This window comes from Paenibacillus sp. PDC88, assembly GCF_900106725.1.
GTDB classification, from domain to species: Bacteria; Bacillota; Bacilli; order Paenibacillales; family Paenibacillaceae; genus Paenibacillus; species Paenibacillus shunpengii.
This window is the reverse complement of record NZ_FNNT01000002.1, coordinates 583,060-596,933: the sequence shown is the minus strand read 5'-3', so window position 1 is coordinate 596,933 and position 13,874 is coordinate 583,060. Positions and strand designations below refer to the sequence as shown.

The 13,874-nt window shown below is 45.1% G+C and carries 12 protein-coding genes; 6 read left to right on the top strand and 6 right to left on the bottom strand.

From position 1 onward, the window contains the following. Positions 1–15 precede the first annotated feature (15 nt). The 3 genes from tatA to BLW49_RS09300 all read left to right on the top strand — a co-directional run bounded on the left by tatA (position 16) and on the right by BLW49_RS09300 (position 2,473). A complete protein-coding gene (tatA, locus tag BLW49_RS09310) occupies positions 16–255 on the top strand; it encodes a twin-arginine translocase TatA/TatE family subunit (RefSeq protein ID WP_076313646.1) in 240 nt (79 codons plus the stop codon). Beyond that, positions 252–992, top strand: coding sequence for a twin-arginine translocase subunit TatC (tatC, locus tag BLW49_RS09305; RefSeq protein ID WP_076313645.1), 741 nt, complete (start codon positions 252–254; stop codon positions 990–992). Before tatA ends, tatC begins: the two co-directional genes overlap by 4 nt. Positions 993–1,153: 161 nt before the next feature. Next, positions 1,154–2,473 carry an MFS transporter gene (locus BLW49_RS09300; RefSeq protein WP_371264541.1) on the top strand — a complete coding sequence of 440 codons (1,320 nt, stop codon included), beginning with the start codon at positions 1,154–1,156 and terminating at the stop codon, positions 2,471–2,473. A gap of 69 nt (positions 2,474–2,542) precedes the next feature. On the opposite strand, the gene BLW49_RS09295 is transcribed toward BLW49_RS09300, so the two are convergent. The 3 genes from BLW49_RS09295 to BLW49_RS09285 form a co-directional block, all read right to left on the bottom strand. Continuing rightward, positions 2,543–3,436, bottom strand: coding sequence for a chemotaxis protein (locus BLW49_RS09295; RefSeq protein ID WP_076314083.1), 894 nt, complete (start codon positions 3,434–3,436; stop codon positions 2,543–2,545). 188 nt (positions 3,437–3,624) lie between these two features. Continuing rightward, positions 3,625–4,551 carry an AEC family transporter gene (locus tag BLW49_RS09290; RefSeq protein WP_076313643.1) on the bottom strand — a complete coding sequence of 309 codons (927 nt, stop codon included), beginning with the start codon at positions 4,549–4,551 and terminating at the stop codon, positions 3,625–3,627. Positions 4,552–4,585: 34 nt separating this feature from the next. Further along, the gene (locus BLW49_RS09285; RefSeq protein ID WP_076313642.1) at positions 4,586–5,485 is read right to left on the bottom strand and encodes a serine/threonine protein kinase; all 900 of its coding nucleotides are present in this window, start codon (positions 5,483–5,485) and stop codon (positions 4,586–4,588) included. A gap of 335 nt (positions 5,486–5,820) precedes the next feature. Here BLW49_RS09285 and BLW49_RS09280 point away from each other — a divergent pair, with 335 nt between their 5' ends. The 3 genes from BLW49_RS09280 (at position 5,821) to BLW49_RS09270 (ending at position 8,960) form a co-directional block, all read left to right on the top strand. Beyond that, positions 5,821–6,450, top strand: coding sequence for a chromate transporter (locus tag BLW49_RS09280; protein ID WP_256209679.1), 630 nt, complete (start codon positions 5,821–5,823; stop codon positions 6,448–6,450). Between the two features lie 10 nt (positions 6,451–6,460). Then, entirely contained in the window at positions 6,461–6,997 is a 537-nt protein-coding gene (locus BLW49_RS09275; protein ID WP_090724220.1) for a chromate transporter, read from the top strand. Positions 6,998–7,136: 139 nt separating this feature from the next. Continuing rightward, positions 7,137–8,960, top strand: coding sequence for a UbiD family decarboxylase (locus BLW49_RS09270; protein WP_090724219.1), 1,824 nt, complete (start codon positions 7,137–7,139; stop codon positions 8,958–8,960). 102 nt (positions 8,961–9,062) lie between these two features. Here the strand turns inward: BLW49_RS09270 and BLW49_RS09265 are convergent, their stop codons facing one another. The 3 genes from BLW49_RS09265 to BLW49_RS09255 all read right to left on the bottom strand — a co-directional run bounded on the left by BLW49_RS09265 (position 9,063) and on the right by BLW49_RS09255 (position 13,701). Continuing rightward, a complete protein-coding gene (locus tag BLW49_RS09265; protein ID WP_090724217.1) occupies positions 9,063–9,740 on the bottom strand; it encodes a hypothetical protein in 678 nt (225 codons plus the stop codon). A 586-nt stretch (positions 9,741–10,326) separates the two neighbouring features. Next, on the bottom strand, positions 10,327–11,673 hold the full coding sequence (locus BLW49_RS09260) for a glycoside-pentoside-hexuronide (GPH):cation symporter (protein ID WP_090724216.1): 1,347 nt from the start codon (positions 11,671–11,673) through the stop codon (positions 10,327–10,329). Positions 11,674–11,757: 84 nt separating this feature from the next. Next, the gene (locus BLW49_RS09255) at positions 11,758–13,701 is read right to left on the bottom strand and encodes a glycoside hydrolase family 127 protein (protein WP_090724214.1); all 1,944 of its coding nucleotides are present in this window, start codon (positions 13,699–13,701) and stop codon (positions 11,758–11,760) included. Positions 13,702–13,874 lie beyond the last annotated feature (173 nt).

Sequence of the window (13,874 nt, the reverse complement as noted above, 5' to 3'; positions counted from 1 at the left end):
AGGAGATGATATATTATGCCTGGCATCGGAAATATCGGAATCGGCGGACTCATTCTGATTCTTATTATCGCACTTATCATATTTGGCCCATCGAAGCTGCCTGAGCTTGGACGGGCCTTTGGCCGGACGCTCAGTGAGTTCAAGGGAGCCACCCGTGGACTCATGGGCGGGGACAACGATGAGGATGAGAAGAAAAAACATTCCGAAGCTGGCACTTCTGCTTCGGTTAGCAGTTCCGGAACGAAGTCACAATGAGTAACAATCCAAACGAATTAAATATGATTGGGCATCTGGATGAGCTGCGAAGCCGGCTCATTCGGACGCTCGTCACCTTCCTGCTCTGGATGGTCATCGCCTTTATCTTTGTGAAGGACATCTATGATATTCTCGTCTCGGATATGGAGCGCAAGCTGATCATTCTTGGTCCTTCAGATGTCATGTGGGTGTACTTCATGATCGCAGGTGTGGTTGCTGTTACATTAACGATTCCTGTGGCTGCTTATCAAATATGGAAATTCGTTCAGCCTGCTGTACCGACTGCTGCTCAGCGGTCTACGCTGATCTTTATTCCCGTACTTACTCTAATGTTCATTCTCGGCATTTCCTTCGGTTATTTCATTTTGTTCCCGATGGTGCTTCATTTTCTGAATGAAATGGCAGCTGATTCGTTTGAGACGATGTATACCGCACAGAAATACTTCACGTTTATGATTCACATGACGGTCCCGTTTGGACTATTGTTTGAAATGCCTGTCGTTGTCATGTTCCTGACCAAGCTCGGAATATTAAATCCGGCCAAGCTCGCGAAGGCACGCAAGGTATCCTATTTTATTCTCGTCGTCGTTGCCGTCACGATCACACCGCCGGATATCATGTCCGATATTCTTGTCATTATCCCTTTATTTTTACTCTATGAAGTAAGTCTGACGATCTCAAGAATGGTCTACCGCAAGCAGCTTCGGTCTCAGTCTGAGACGAGCCTGGCCGCGTAAGCTGACCGTTCCGCTTTTCAGGTTACATCACCAACAGCCCTGAGCATGCTCCTTCATTCCCGGGTGGAGCATGCTCAGGGCTGTTTTTGTTTTATCATCCTTATCTTGACAAACAGCTCTGCATAGAGGCTTAATAGATGAGTACAGGAGGAGAAGACATCTTGAGTATCTGGCAAAAATGGAAAGCGGAAATCAGAAGCTGGCCCCGCAATATCCAGCTTTTTTTTCTTGCAAACATCCTATATCAAATGGGCGGAGGCATGTTCTCCGTGCTCTACAATTTGTACATACAAGATCTGGGCTACGATGCAACGATGAACGGCACCATTATCAGCGTGCAATCCATTGCCACGGCAATCATGTTCATCCCCATAGGTCTGCTCGGGGACCGTATAAGCAAGAAGCCGATTCTCGTTATTGGAGCACTCTTTAGCGGACTAACCTTCATTGGACGGGCCTTTGCTATAGGTGAACCCCACCTATTATGGCTGGCTGTATCTTCAGGATTATTTGCTTCCTTCTTTCAAGTGCTCGCGATCCCTTTTCTAGCGGCCAATGTCTCTGAGCATAATCGACTTCGGCTGTTTAGCATTCACGCTTCCCTCGTGCTGGCAGCCCAGGTCATCGGCAGCTTCGGCGGCGGGGTACTTGCTGATGTGCTTGGGTTTATTGGGATTCATAGCATTTCCAGCTTACAGATTGTTCTGCTCCTGGGCGGCATAGCTACATTTCTTGGGACGCTTCCGTTATTTCTAGTAAAAGACTCACCCGTCATACATAACCCTGTATCTGCTATTCGCTCGAGCACCGTTTCTGAATCGAATATGAACACAAGTGTACATTCCAACACGGCAGCAGAGCAGTCCAAATCGGACTTTCGAATTATTAAGCACTTTGTGATGACACAGCTGCTGATCGGCATTGGTTCAGGCCTCGTCGTTCCTTATTTAAATTTGTATTTTACGGACCGGTTTCATATCAGTCTCAGCTTGATGAGCGCCCTGATATCTTTAGGCCAAGTGATGACCATCATCTCGATGATGATTGGACCTTCTCTTGTCAATCGGGTAGGACCCGTGCGAGCCGTTTTCATATTCCAAACGATGTCTCTGCCTTTCCTGCTGCTGACCGGCTTCACTTATTCTGTGCTCATTGCTTCCGTCAGCTTCTTATTTAGACAAGCGCTCATGAATGCAGCCAATCCAATCTTTTCATCGATATTAATTGACCATGTGTCAGATCGAAGACGAGGTATTGCGAACTCACTCATGCAGACTGCCTTTATGATCGGCTGGGCTACCATGGGACCTGTCCAATCCTATCTCGTTACAACCTACGGCAGCTATCAGGGCTATGCCATCACCTTCACGATCACAGGAATTTTATATGTCTTGGCTTCTACCTGGTTCTATATGGTGTTTCAAAAAAAACAAACCCATAAGAAGGAGTCTTCTGGTGGGCACAAAGCCTCCTCCATATGAACGAATTAAAAAAAAGCGATTTGCTATAAACGAATCTACAATCAATCCGTCCAGCAAATCGCTTCTGTATTATTTCTTTTTTTGTCCTATTGTTAGAGAACTGCGCTTCCTCGAGTCCTGACCTTGATTAATGAACGTATATGTTTCTGCAAGCTTCTCAGAAATGTGCCTAACCACCTTGCGGCTCTTCATATATCCACTATGACAGAAAGGGTTCCAGAAGCTCAGCGGATTACCCACATTCGTATCAATGTCCTGCTTTACTGCCTTCTCATAGGCAGGATCAATATTGCGAAGCGGATACCCCAAAATATCATCCTTGTCAAAAAAGTTAACCCACTCCCCTTGAAGACCAGGGTAAATCTCTTGTCCTTCCCTTGAAGGCACCACAATCGGCTTGCTAAAATCACGGTATCTCAGACTCCATAGCGGAAGTGTTGTACCCAAAGAATAAAAATGCGTCAAAGTATCTCCTCTCTCCAAGGGAGAAGTCGTATCGATTACTCCAGGAAAGTGCCTCGACTTGTACTGCAAATCGTAGAAAAAGTTACTCGCAATGACACTGCCCAGACTGTGGGACACAACACATAAAGGCGCCTTCTTCCCTGCTCTTTGGGATAAGCTGTGCAGTGCATTACTGATCGCCTGGTGCACCGCATCGTAATTATGCCCGTTCGTATCTACTGGCTGATAAGCGACAGCATCCGCCAAGTAATAGATCAGATAACGACGCAAAAACTTGTAGCGAAGCTTTTTACTTAACACCAGCTCCTGATAGATCCGTTCCTCCTCCTTACCGAATACATCCGCCCAATATACAGGCTCTACTTCAATATATGGCCTGGCGGAAGGCACCTGCATTATATCTGAGAAGGTTTTGTCCAGCTTCTTCATGAACTTCTCGGCATATTCCTTCTTCTGAAGCCCGAGTCCATGCACCACAATGACCGCAATCTTCTGCATCTTCACCCTCTCCCTCCATCATTAATCAGACAATAGAGCTACACATTCACGAGCTTCATAAAACCGAATGATGAACAATCCTGAAGTGAATACTCATGGAGATATGGGTATGTATGTTCCCTTATTGTATACGATGGAGATTCAATCGACCATTAGTCATAAGTCTTATTTTCCAGTTCGAGTCTGGCTTAAATTTGCAGCACTGCGATCGTTCCCGTTACTGTCAGCGTACTCAAGAGTGTCGAAAAAAAGACCGTTTGCGAAGAAAATTCCGGTTCATTATCAAACTGTACAGCAAGAATCATGCTGCTGAGTGATGTCGGTACCGCAGACGAAACGATCAAGGCCTTGGCAACCAGCCCCTCAATCCCCATCGTCCATACGGTTAGTGCGGCGAGAAGCGGACCGGCAATGAGTCTTAAGAACACAGATATGGCTACATTCGTGCTGCCCTTTTTCGCAAAAGTCCATTTCATCGCTCCGAGCTGTACACCGAGCGTAAGTAATGCCATACCGATAAAGGCAGTATATAAATAATTCAGCGGCGTCTGGATGCTATTCGGAAGAGGTACTTCAAGGAACCTCAACAGAAGCGCTGCGGGAATCGCGTAGATTACAGGCTGTCCGGCGATGGTTCTCCAAATATCCTTCAGCTTGGCACGGTGCGCATTGACGCTGTAAATTCCATATGTATTGGGTATAAATGATTGAAGCATAAGAATAATGACCTGCACTCCAAGCGTCAGCGGGTTGCCCGAGAAGGCAAGCTGGTTAATCGGCAGCCCATAATTTGCGCTGTTGGCGAACAGGACACTGTTTCGCAGTGCTGCAGGCATTCCACCCTCCAGCTTGCGAATTTTGATAACGACAGAACATACGACATATTGCAGAAGCATGAAAATAAAGAAGAAGCCGATCACCTGCCCAAAGAGAGACATGGTAATGTCTGTTGTGTATAAAAGATTAAACACTACAGCCGGGGACAGGATGTAAAAGTTAATGTTGGATAAGGTTTTGACATCAAGTCCTCTCGTACGTCGTACAATAAAGCCCACAGCAATAACAAGAAATAAGGGAATAACGTTGTTTAGCAAAATGTTTAAAAATAAGGCCATGATGTAATTTCCTTTCTATAGAAGAAGACTTCCTCTACTTAGAGGAATGATTTTGTTTCAAAACATGCAAATCATGATAGAACTCATCTGTACTTGAATAAGGCTCCTTCAGCTCAAGCAGCCGCTCAATGACCTCCTGTAACTCAGACGAAATGGACAGCTCCTCCTGCCAGCTCCGCTCGGTATCGGCGCCATCCTCAGATTCATAGGTCGAATACAGCATGAACAGCATAAAATGTCCAATATCTGCAAGATCGGATTGCTCCTCTGCCAGCTTGAACTGCGCTCCATTGGCACTGCGGGCAGACTTCGGAGGCTTAGCCGTCTCTGGCCTCCTTGTCTTCCTCATCTTTTTGGATGTTATCAGGCCCTTTCGATTCCTCTGGTACCCTAGCGGAGGTTCTTCACCGATCTGTCTTGCCAGACCAAAATCAATTACAGAGAGCCTCTCCTCTTGAAAAAGCACATTCGGAATTCGCAAATCCAGATGAACATATCCCTTCTTATGAATATACTGGACTACATCCAGCAGCTTCAGTGTCATCTCAATACAAGAGGCTTCATCATATATGCAGCCCTGCTCAAAGATCAGATCCTCGAGTGTATCTCCCTCCAAATAAGTCATGACAAGATAGGTATGCTTGTCTTCAACAAAAAAATCCAGCAATTCAGGAATTTGCGGATGACCGAGCGCCTGAAGTATATTCTTTTCTCTTCTAAGCAAATGTTCTGCATATTCCCCTTTACTGGGCCTCGACTGCTTAAGAGCAACGACCGCTCCACTCTTCTGATCCAAGCATTTGTAAGTCATGCCATAGCTTCCTTCACCAAGCAGCTGCAAATTGACATAACGATCCCCAAGCACCGTATTTATTTCTGCAGGATAATCCCGCCACGCGGATAAGAATGAGCTCAGGAATGAAAAAAAACGCATAAATCAACGATTCTCCTTTGATGAATAGACTGTGAACGCTATTTCTTATGTTCGCATTGCCCATCTATTATAGCACCAATCCGTGAACGTGGACTCCGCGATTACGCCAGGATAATTTTCGATATCTTCAATAATGAGAGGGTTAGCCAATAGTACATGAGTACAGACGAAGTTTATCCCATTTTAGAATAAAGATTACTAAATTTTACAAATATATTCGATTCATGAGGTGGAAATTTCACGCATAATCGCTAATTTACCAGTAGTTAATTTCATTTTGATAAAAAGATGCTATAATAACGATATATTCAGTCAACAAGAGGTGAAGACACCGCATGACATCAGGCATGAAGAACAGCATTTCACGTTATTTACAATTATTCTGGCTCTTCTTTAAGATAGGACCGTCAACCTTTGGCGGAGGATATGCTATGATTCCCGTGCTGGAACGGGAGATGGTGGAGAAGCGGGGCTGGATCAGCAGGCAGGAAATGAATGACTTAATGTCCTTGGCCGGGTCTGCTCCAGGTGGTGTTGGCGTTAACGCCTCTGCTTTTATCGGGTATCGGATAGGTAAAGTGCCAGGTGCTGTTGCCGCCACCGTTGGGATTACGCTTCCCACCTTTCTCATCGTTTTTATTCTAAGCAGCATCTATTCTGTCTTTCAGCATGAACCGAAGGTTCAGGCCGCGATGAAGGGTATCCACGGGGCCATTATCGGTCTAATAGCCGTTGCAGCCTATAAGATGGGCAAAAATGCCTTGTTTGATCGTACCACGACCATTATTGCCGCAGCTTCTCTAATCGTATTACTTGTAACGGGCATCAATCCAACCCTCATGATTCTCATGGGACTTGTACTAGGGATGATCATTATCTCTGTTAAGAAAAAACTCGGAATGAGCGTACAAACGGAGAAAAAATCGGCTTCGGAACATGCAGCAACAATCGAATATTACATTTAGGAGACTTACTATGCTGTACTGGGAATTATTCATTACTTTTCTTAAGATCGGCCTTCTATCCTTCGGTGGTGGCTACGCTGTTATCCCGATGGTTCAGTTCGAGGTTGAAAAATATAGCTGGCTCTCCGCTGAAGAGTTTCAACGAATCGTCTCTCTCGCCGGAATGTCCCCTGGCCCGGTTGCTACCAACAGCGCTACATTGATAGGCTATCATACCGCTGGCATTCCGGGGGCAGTTACAGCAACAACAGGCATCATCCTTCCCTCCCTGCTAATGGTCATACTGATTGCCGCCTTCTTTTTCAAGATCAACAAGAATCCTCTGGTACAATCCTCGTTCTACGGACTTCGTCCGATCATTACCGGACTGATTGTCTATGCTGCCCTTCATTTCGGCTTCAGTGGAAATGGTGAAACAATTTTTCAATGGAGTACATTTGCCACCTTACTCACGGCTGCAGCTGCTTTTCTGGCGATTATCAAATATAAGCTGCACCCACTCGTGGTCATTCTGCTCTCTGCATGTGCCGGAATCGTCTTATTTTGACAAATCAGCGAATTAAGCAATATGAAGTTGAGTATTTAATGGCTGGAAAGTACTATTAAAGGAAGAGCCATTGTATTTAGCTCAGCTTCATATCGTCAGAACATGTAGAATAGGCTCAGCTAGGAGTGACTTTATTTTAATGTACACAACACTGGAATCATGTTTAATTGACCTAGAGCGCCACGGACATCTGGTTCGGATACGGGAAGAAGTCGATCCCGAGCTTGAAATGTCCGCCATCCACCTGAGAGTATTTGAAGCAGGAGGCCCCGCTCTCTTATTTGAAAATGTAAAAGGCTCGTCATATCGTGCGGTATCAAACCTATTTGGAACCATTGAACGCAGCAAATTTATGTTCCGGCAGACCTGGGATTCAACTCAAAATGTGATTGCGCTCCGCAACGATCCCATGAAAGCACTTAAAAATCCGATTCGCCACGTCAGTGCGGCGACTTCGGCAATGAAAGCACTGCCTCTTAAGCAGGGGATATCCGGGTTCAAGGAGATTAAAATATCCGATCTTCCCTTAATCAAGCACTGGCCCATGGATGGAGGAGCTTTCGTGACACTGCCCCAAGTGTACACAGAAGATCCTGACAAAGCGGGTATTATGAAAGCCAACCTGGGAATGTATCGTGTGCAGCTTACAGGGAATGATTACAAGACAAACGAAGATATTGGCGTGCATTATCAAATTCACCGCGGAATCGGAATTCACCAGCACAAGGCTAATCGTAAAGGGGAACCGCTCAAAGTAAGCATCTTCATAGGCGGCCCCCCCGCACATACGCTCTCTGCAGTTATGCCGCTTCCTGAAGGACTCAGCGAGCTCTTATTTGCAGGTCTATTATCGGGAAGAAGATTTCGCTACGGATATGATGCGGACGGATACTGCATCAGTCAGGATGCTGATTTTGTCATTACGGGAGAGATTCACCCAGGAGAAACAAAGCCGGAGGGGCCGTTTGGAGACCACTTGGGCTATTACAGCTTAACCCATCTGTTTCCGATGATGCGTGTTCGGAAGGTCTACGCCAAGCCGAATGCCATCTGGCCGTTCACTGTCGTTGGCCGCCCTCCACAGGAAGACACTGCATTCGGTGAACTTATTCATCAGTTAACCGGAGGTGCAGTTAAGCAGGAGGTACCTGGAGTCAAAGAGGTTCATGCTGTGGATGCAGCAGGCGTACATCCTCTGCTGCTGGCGATTGGATCAGAACGATATACACCTTATACCAAGGTTAAACAGCCTGCGGAGCTCCTTACCATTGCCAATCGGATTCTCGGCACGGGACAGCTCAGCCTTGCCAAGTATTTATTTATTACCGCTGAGGAAGAGCAGCCGATAAGTACACATCATATACCGGAATTTTTCTCTTACTTACTTGAGCGTATTGATCTCAAGCGGGATATTCATTTCCAGACGAATACGACGATTGATACGCTGGATTATTCAGGCAGCGGATTGAATCAAGGAAGCAAAGTCATCTTTGCGGCTTGCGGAGACAAGAAGCGGGAGCTCTGTACGGAAGCTCCAGAACAGCTTCAGGACCTCCGCCACTTCATTAATCCTAGACTTGTTATGCCAGGTGTTGTTGCAATTACAGGTCCTGCTTTTGGCAGCTATGCAGATTCAGCTCAGCAGCTTGAAGAACTGACAAATGCAATTCGTATGCGCGGAGACATGCCGGAATGCCCGCTCATTATTTTGTGCGATGACAGCAATTTTCTAAGTGCATCCATTGATAATTTCTTATGGGCAACCTTTACGCGGAGCAACCCATCTCATGACATGTACGGAGTGAATGCGGAATACTCGTATAAGCATTGGGGCTGTAACAACGTCATTATTGATGCAAGAACGAAGCCACATCATGCACCTCCGCTCGTTCTGGATCCGGCTGTCGAGAATAGAATTGAGAAGCTATTTGCGAAAAACGGAAGTTTGCATGGCATACTCTAACTATAAGATTCCACGAATCTGAAGAGACAGAACTGGACCACAGCACACAACAGGGCAGCTCGACGGCTGCCCTGTTGTGTGCTTCTTGTTATATGAATTGGATTAATACCAATCCGTCAGTTTTATGCTAGCGTAATCCACTCCATACTCAACATCATGTTTCAAATAATCCCATGTTTCTGCATTAGAGACACAGTTACTAAATGTAGATTTAAAAATTTCCAAAGTCTTAGGAACGGCTTTGATGACACGTTCAATAGGAGAACCAGAGGTTGAGTTAAACGTATAGCTCGCTGTTTCAGCCGCCGTCATGGATGCAAATTCAAGACAAGCCATCATTTCATTCACAATAAATTGATCCAAACCCTTTGGATAGTAGATGTAAGCGTAGATACAAAATTCAGATTCACGTCTTTTTAAACAAGGATAGGTAAAATTAACTTTACCTAATGGTGTTTTAAAGGTTTTTTTGCAAGGAACGACTTTGAACTCAGGAACCGTAACACCTAGCAATCTCTGAGCATGAAATTCTTTGTTGACAAGATTCTGCTCGTTTGGCAAGCTCAGATGACTCTCCAAATCCACAAAAGTATACCCGACTTCCTCGGGGTCTGGAGTTGTAATGAAGAATTGTGGCATTGAATTCAGAAGCTTTTGTTGCTCATCTGTTGGCAGGTCCTTTAAATCAATAGCATCACCTAAGTCGGCAACCTCTTCATACGGTATTGGCTTATCCGAACGATAAAAGTTGTAATGATATGGAACTAAAGAAGATGTCATTTTTGTCCTCCCATACTATACTTATGGGCTAAACTATGCTGACCACTCGCCTAACGTGCATGTCAGTAAAATGATCTTATGCCCGAGACTTTAACGGAAGAGAAGCGATTATTAGCAGGCAGCCAATTACAGCTGCTCCATCGATTCATTCAATGACTTGGGGAAATTCGGCTTATCCGGTTATCTTTAATAATGACTTTTATTGCTTTAGTTCTGATGCTTATTCAGGTCAATCTAATGTACCTATGAGTCCGTGACGGTTCGTTATAAGAGGATATCGATCCTTCAAGCACTGCCATCTTTATATTCACATCCATGATGGGTCTCCTCCAAAAATTAAGTATTACTGCAATCAAAGAAGGAGATTCAAATCAACGATTGCCAGCACAATTTGTGAGCATGATTCTCCAGTACTTAAGAGCATAACGGAGTATTTAGCCCAGGGCGTGATGTTTAAAGGTGATGTTTTTGATAAAGTGAACAGCATTAGACAAGCAAGGCAAGCTCAGGTATGTTTGAGCTTGCCTTGCTTGTCTATAATTACTCAAGATACTGTACTCCTAACTACAGTAATCACATGATAATACTATCTTCTTGCAGCGAGTTCCCCTTGAATTTGATGTTCATTTCGTTCAAATTTCTTATAGAAGAACATCGGAATTGTCCCGATCAGGAACACAATGAACGGCAGCCATATGAAGCTGAACTGGATACCGGATAGAGCTGATGCGGTCTGGGATTGCCCAGCAACATAACCCATGCTGCCCATTATCCACGCGGGTACCGATCCACCGATACCGCTGCCTGCCTTGATACAGAAGGCGCTTCCAATTGATGTTAAGAATCCGCTTGCACGAATTCCGTTCTTCCACTCTCCGTAATCTACGGTATCTGACAGCATAGCAAACGGGAGTGAGCAGGCAAACCCGGAACCCAGCGCACCGATAATCCAGCCGATAATAATAACCGTAAGATTCGTAGTTCCCATCAGAATCATAACCTGTCCAAGAGCCGCCAGCACAAGGCCAACAATCATAACCGTATTCTTGCTGAGCTTCTTCACACAGAATGGGATCAGTACCATGGATATTAACTGCAATGAAGTTAAACCATTAATAAGCGGAACAAGCTCCTTACTGCCCAGATTATATTCAAAGTAATAGATTACGGTGGATGACCTTACATTCAGCCCAATCCAGTAGCATAGATTGGCAGCGACAACGAGCATCCACGGCCAGTTTCTCTTGATCGCACCGAAGCTTTTACGAATGGGTATCGGCTTCGTCTTCACAGCAGATACCTCTCGCAAATCAGCAAAAGCAACGAGGAACATAATAACTGCCAGCACACCGAACAAGGCTACCGTCAATGAGAAACCTCTCTGATCATTACCCTGTCCAAAAAAAGCAACGAGCGGCAATGTAAATGTGGTCGCTATGAAGAATCCAACATTTCCACCTACCATCCGGAACGAGTTGAGTACAACCCGCTCATCAGAGTTTGTTGACAAGTTAGGTAATATAGAAGTGATCGGCGTACTGATTCCCGTGTACAGGACACCGGCAATAATATAGGTTACGCAGGCATATATAATTTTCCCAGTCTCGCTCAAATCCGGTGTAGTGAAGGTTAACACCATAAACACAGCGAAGGGTATACACAGCCACAAGAAATAAGGCCGGCTCTGTCCATACTTCGATTTGGTTCTATCAATTAGAATCCCCCACATCGGAGCATCAATGGCGTCGAGGATACGGGTTACAAGCAATAGGGTACCGGCAACGCCGATGGAGAGCCCAAATACATCTGTATAAAAGTACAATAAATAGCTGGAGATAACACAGTACAGCAGATTACCCGCGGTATCTGTCAAGGAGTAACTTAACTTGCGATGCAAAGGTACTGAACCATGTGCTTCATTTTGTTTACTCATGATGACCTCACCTCAAAATTAATTACTGGCGATCGATAACGTACGCGAGGATCACAAGATCCTCGCCTTAGATCGGACTAATTCCTAATCTTCGTAAATCCAGACACGCATTTCACCCTTCTCACGATTGCACCATGCATAATAAGGTATGGCAGTAATCGTATGAGGAATGAGCTCTGGTTCCTCCGTATAATAGAGTGATCTTGGAGCATTTAATCGATAACCCTCTGTCTGAATTCGAACAATTCCTCCTAGCAGATCGGGAACAAATTGATCTTCTATTGAAGCATCCCGGGGCAATCTTAGAGCCGCAAGGCCTGACCCATTATCACACTCTTCAATACAGTAAACGACAGGTCCGCGCTGCAGAGCAATCTGCCCCTGATTCATTGACACCTGCGGATGACTTCTCACCCGCTCAATTGGCATGGACAGTACAAGCGAAATGATATCCCCATCGTTCCATACCCGGCTATGCTTTGCATAACCTTTATCCAAATCTTCCAAAGAGATGAACTCCCCATTAACAGACAGCTCGGCTTGTTTGCACCAATCTGGTATTCGAAGTGCAACCGTAAATTCGGCAGGACCATCCGTATGAATCGTCAAGTTAATACGAGAATCCCAAGGATATTCATGCGTTTGAGTAATGCTGATATCTTGACCGTTCAGCGTTGTTTGCACTTGACTTGCGATATATAAATGGGTGTAAATTGTGTTCTCGGTCTGGGTATAGATCAGGTCTTCAACAGAAGCGATCATTCTCGCCAAATTCGGAGGGCAGCAGGCACAGAAGAACCATTTTTGCCGTTCGGTTTTGACATGCTCCTGATCCTTTCGCTCGCTCTGGAAGGGATTAACCTCAAGCGGATTAACATAGAAGAATCGTTTACCATCTAAATCCATGCCGCTCAAGGTGCCGTTATATAGAGCACGTTCCAGTACATCTGCATATTTCCGATTCGGGTCTAATCGCAGCATCCGGTTTGCCCAGAATGCGAGTCCTACGGATGCACATGTCTCACAATACATGCTGTCATTCGGCAAATCGTGGTTGCAGGTAAATGCTTCTCCATTGACGGAGGAACCGATCCCTGCCGTAATATACATCTTGTGAGCTATCACATCATCCCAGAGTGTTTCACAGGTTTCAAGAAGGTTCACATCTCCCGTTTTGGCAGCCAGATCAGCCATTGCAATATACAGATACATCGCTCTTACTGCATGTCCCACAGCTTCCTGTTGTTCTCTCACGGGCTGATGTGCCTGCTGGTACTCGAAGCCGAGGCCAAAGTTAACATTCTCCTCATCATTCCAGGTTGGAGCCGTATCTATCGTTCTCCGCTTTTCTTTCTCTTCCTCAAAATAAACCGGACGCTGGCCCCGCTGATCTATAAAGTATTGAGCCAATCTTAAATACTTCTTGTTATCCGTTACTTCATACAGCTTCACTAATGCCAGCTCAATTTCCTCATGACCATCGTAACCGTGTAGCTTGCCTTCCTCTTCCCCGAACACTTCATCAATCAAGGCCACATATTTCTCCATAATCTGAAGCATTTCTGATTTGCCCGTTGTTTCATAATAAGCAACCGCTGCCTCGATGAAATGTCCAGCGCAGTACAGCTCATGATTGTCTCTAAGATTGGTCCAACGATTATTAGGTTCTTTCAACAAATAATACGTATTCAAATATCCATCCTCAGCTTGAGCTCTTCCCAGCAGGGAGATGACTTCATCCGCTTTTTGCTCAAGCTCATGATTAGGGAAGTCCCGCAGGCTGTAAGCTACCGTTTCCAGCCACTTTGCGACATCACTGTCCTGAAATACGGTACCGTAATATTCACCGGTCGATTCACCGGCAGCAATTTTGAAATTCTCAATTGCATGGCTTGGTTCTGTATCCGGCAGCTCATCATTCAGAGCTCTCCATTGATAAGGTATGACTTCTTCAGCCACAATTTTTTTGTACTTTTTCCAAAATGTATCCTGAACAGCGACACGCTTGATACTTCTAGCAATATTCATTTAGCAAAGTTCCTCCTTGGTACGTAGTAACGCTTTCATTCTTGCTGTAATAGGAGTAGAGTAATAATAAAACCGTTAGCGCTAACCCGATTTATTTGAGTACAGCTTCATTGTAACAATCACTTTCACTCAAAAAAATCAGGATATCCAACTAAAAGTTGTACGATTTCACA

Bases quoted from the DNA above. Each gene is read 5' to 3' on its own strand.
- tatA (WP_076313646.1), top strand. From the start codon at position 16: ATGCCTGGCATCGGAAATATCGGAATCGGCGGACTCATTCTGATTCTT.
- tatC (WP_076313645.1), top strand. From the start codon at position 252: ATGAGTAACAATCCAAACGAATTAAATATGATTGGGCATCTGGATGAG.
- BLW49_RS09295 (WP_076314083.1), bottom strand. From the start codon at position 3,436: ATGCAGAAGATTGCGGTCATTGTGGTGCATGGACTCGGGCTTCAGAAG.
- BLW49_RS09290 (WP_076313643.1), bottom strand. From the start codon at position 4,551: ATGGCCTTATTTTTAAACATTTTGCTAAACAACGTTATTCCCTTATTT.
- BLW49_RS09285 (WP_076313642.1), bottom strand. From the start codon at position 5,485: ATGCGTTTTTTTTCATTCCTGAGCTCATTCTTATCCGCGTGGCGGGAT.
- BLW49_RS09280 (WP_256209679.1), top strand. From the start codon at position 5,821: ATGACATCAGGCATGAAGAACAGCATTTCACGTTATTTACAATTATTC.
- BLW49_RS09275 (WP_090724220.1), top strand. From the start codon at position 6,461: ATGCTGTACTGGGAATTATTCATTACTTTTCTTAAGATCGGCCTTCTA.
- BLW49_RS09270 (WP_090724219.1), top strand. From the start codon at position 7,137: ATGTACACAACACTGGAATCATGTTTAATTGACCTAGAGCGCCACGGA.
- BLW49_RS09265 (WP_090724217.1), bottom strand. From the start codon at position 9,740: ATGACATCTTCTTTAGTTCCATATCATTACAACTTTTATCGTTCGGAT.
- BLW49_RS09260 (WP_090724216.1), bottom strand. From the start codon at position 11,673: ATGAGTAAACAAAATGAAGCACATGGTTCAGTACCTTTGCATCGCAAG.
- BLW49_RS09255 (WP_090724214.1), bottom strand. From the start codon at position 13,701: ATGAATATTGCTAGAAGTATCAAGCGTGTCGCTGTTCAGGATACATTT.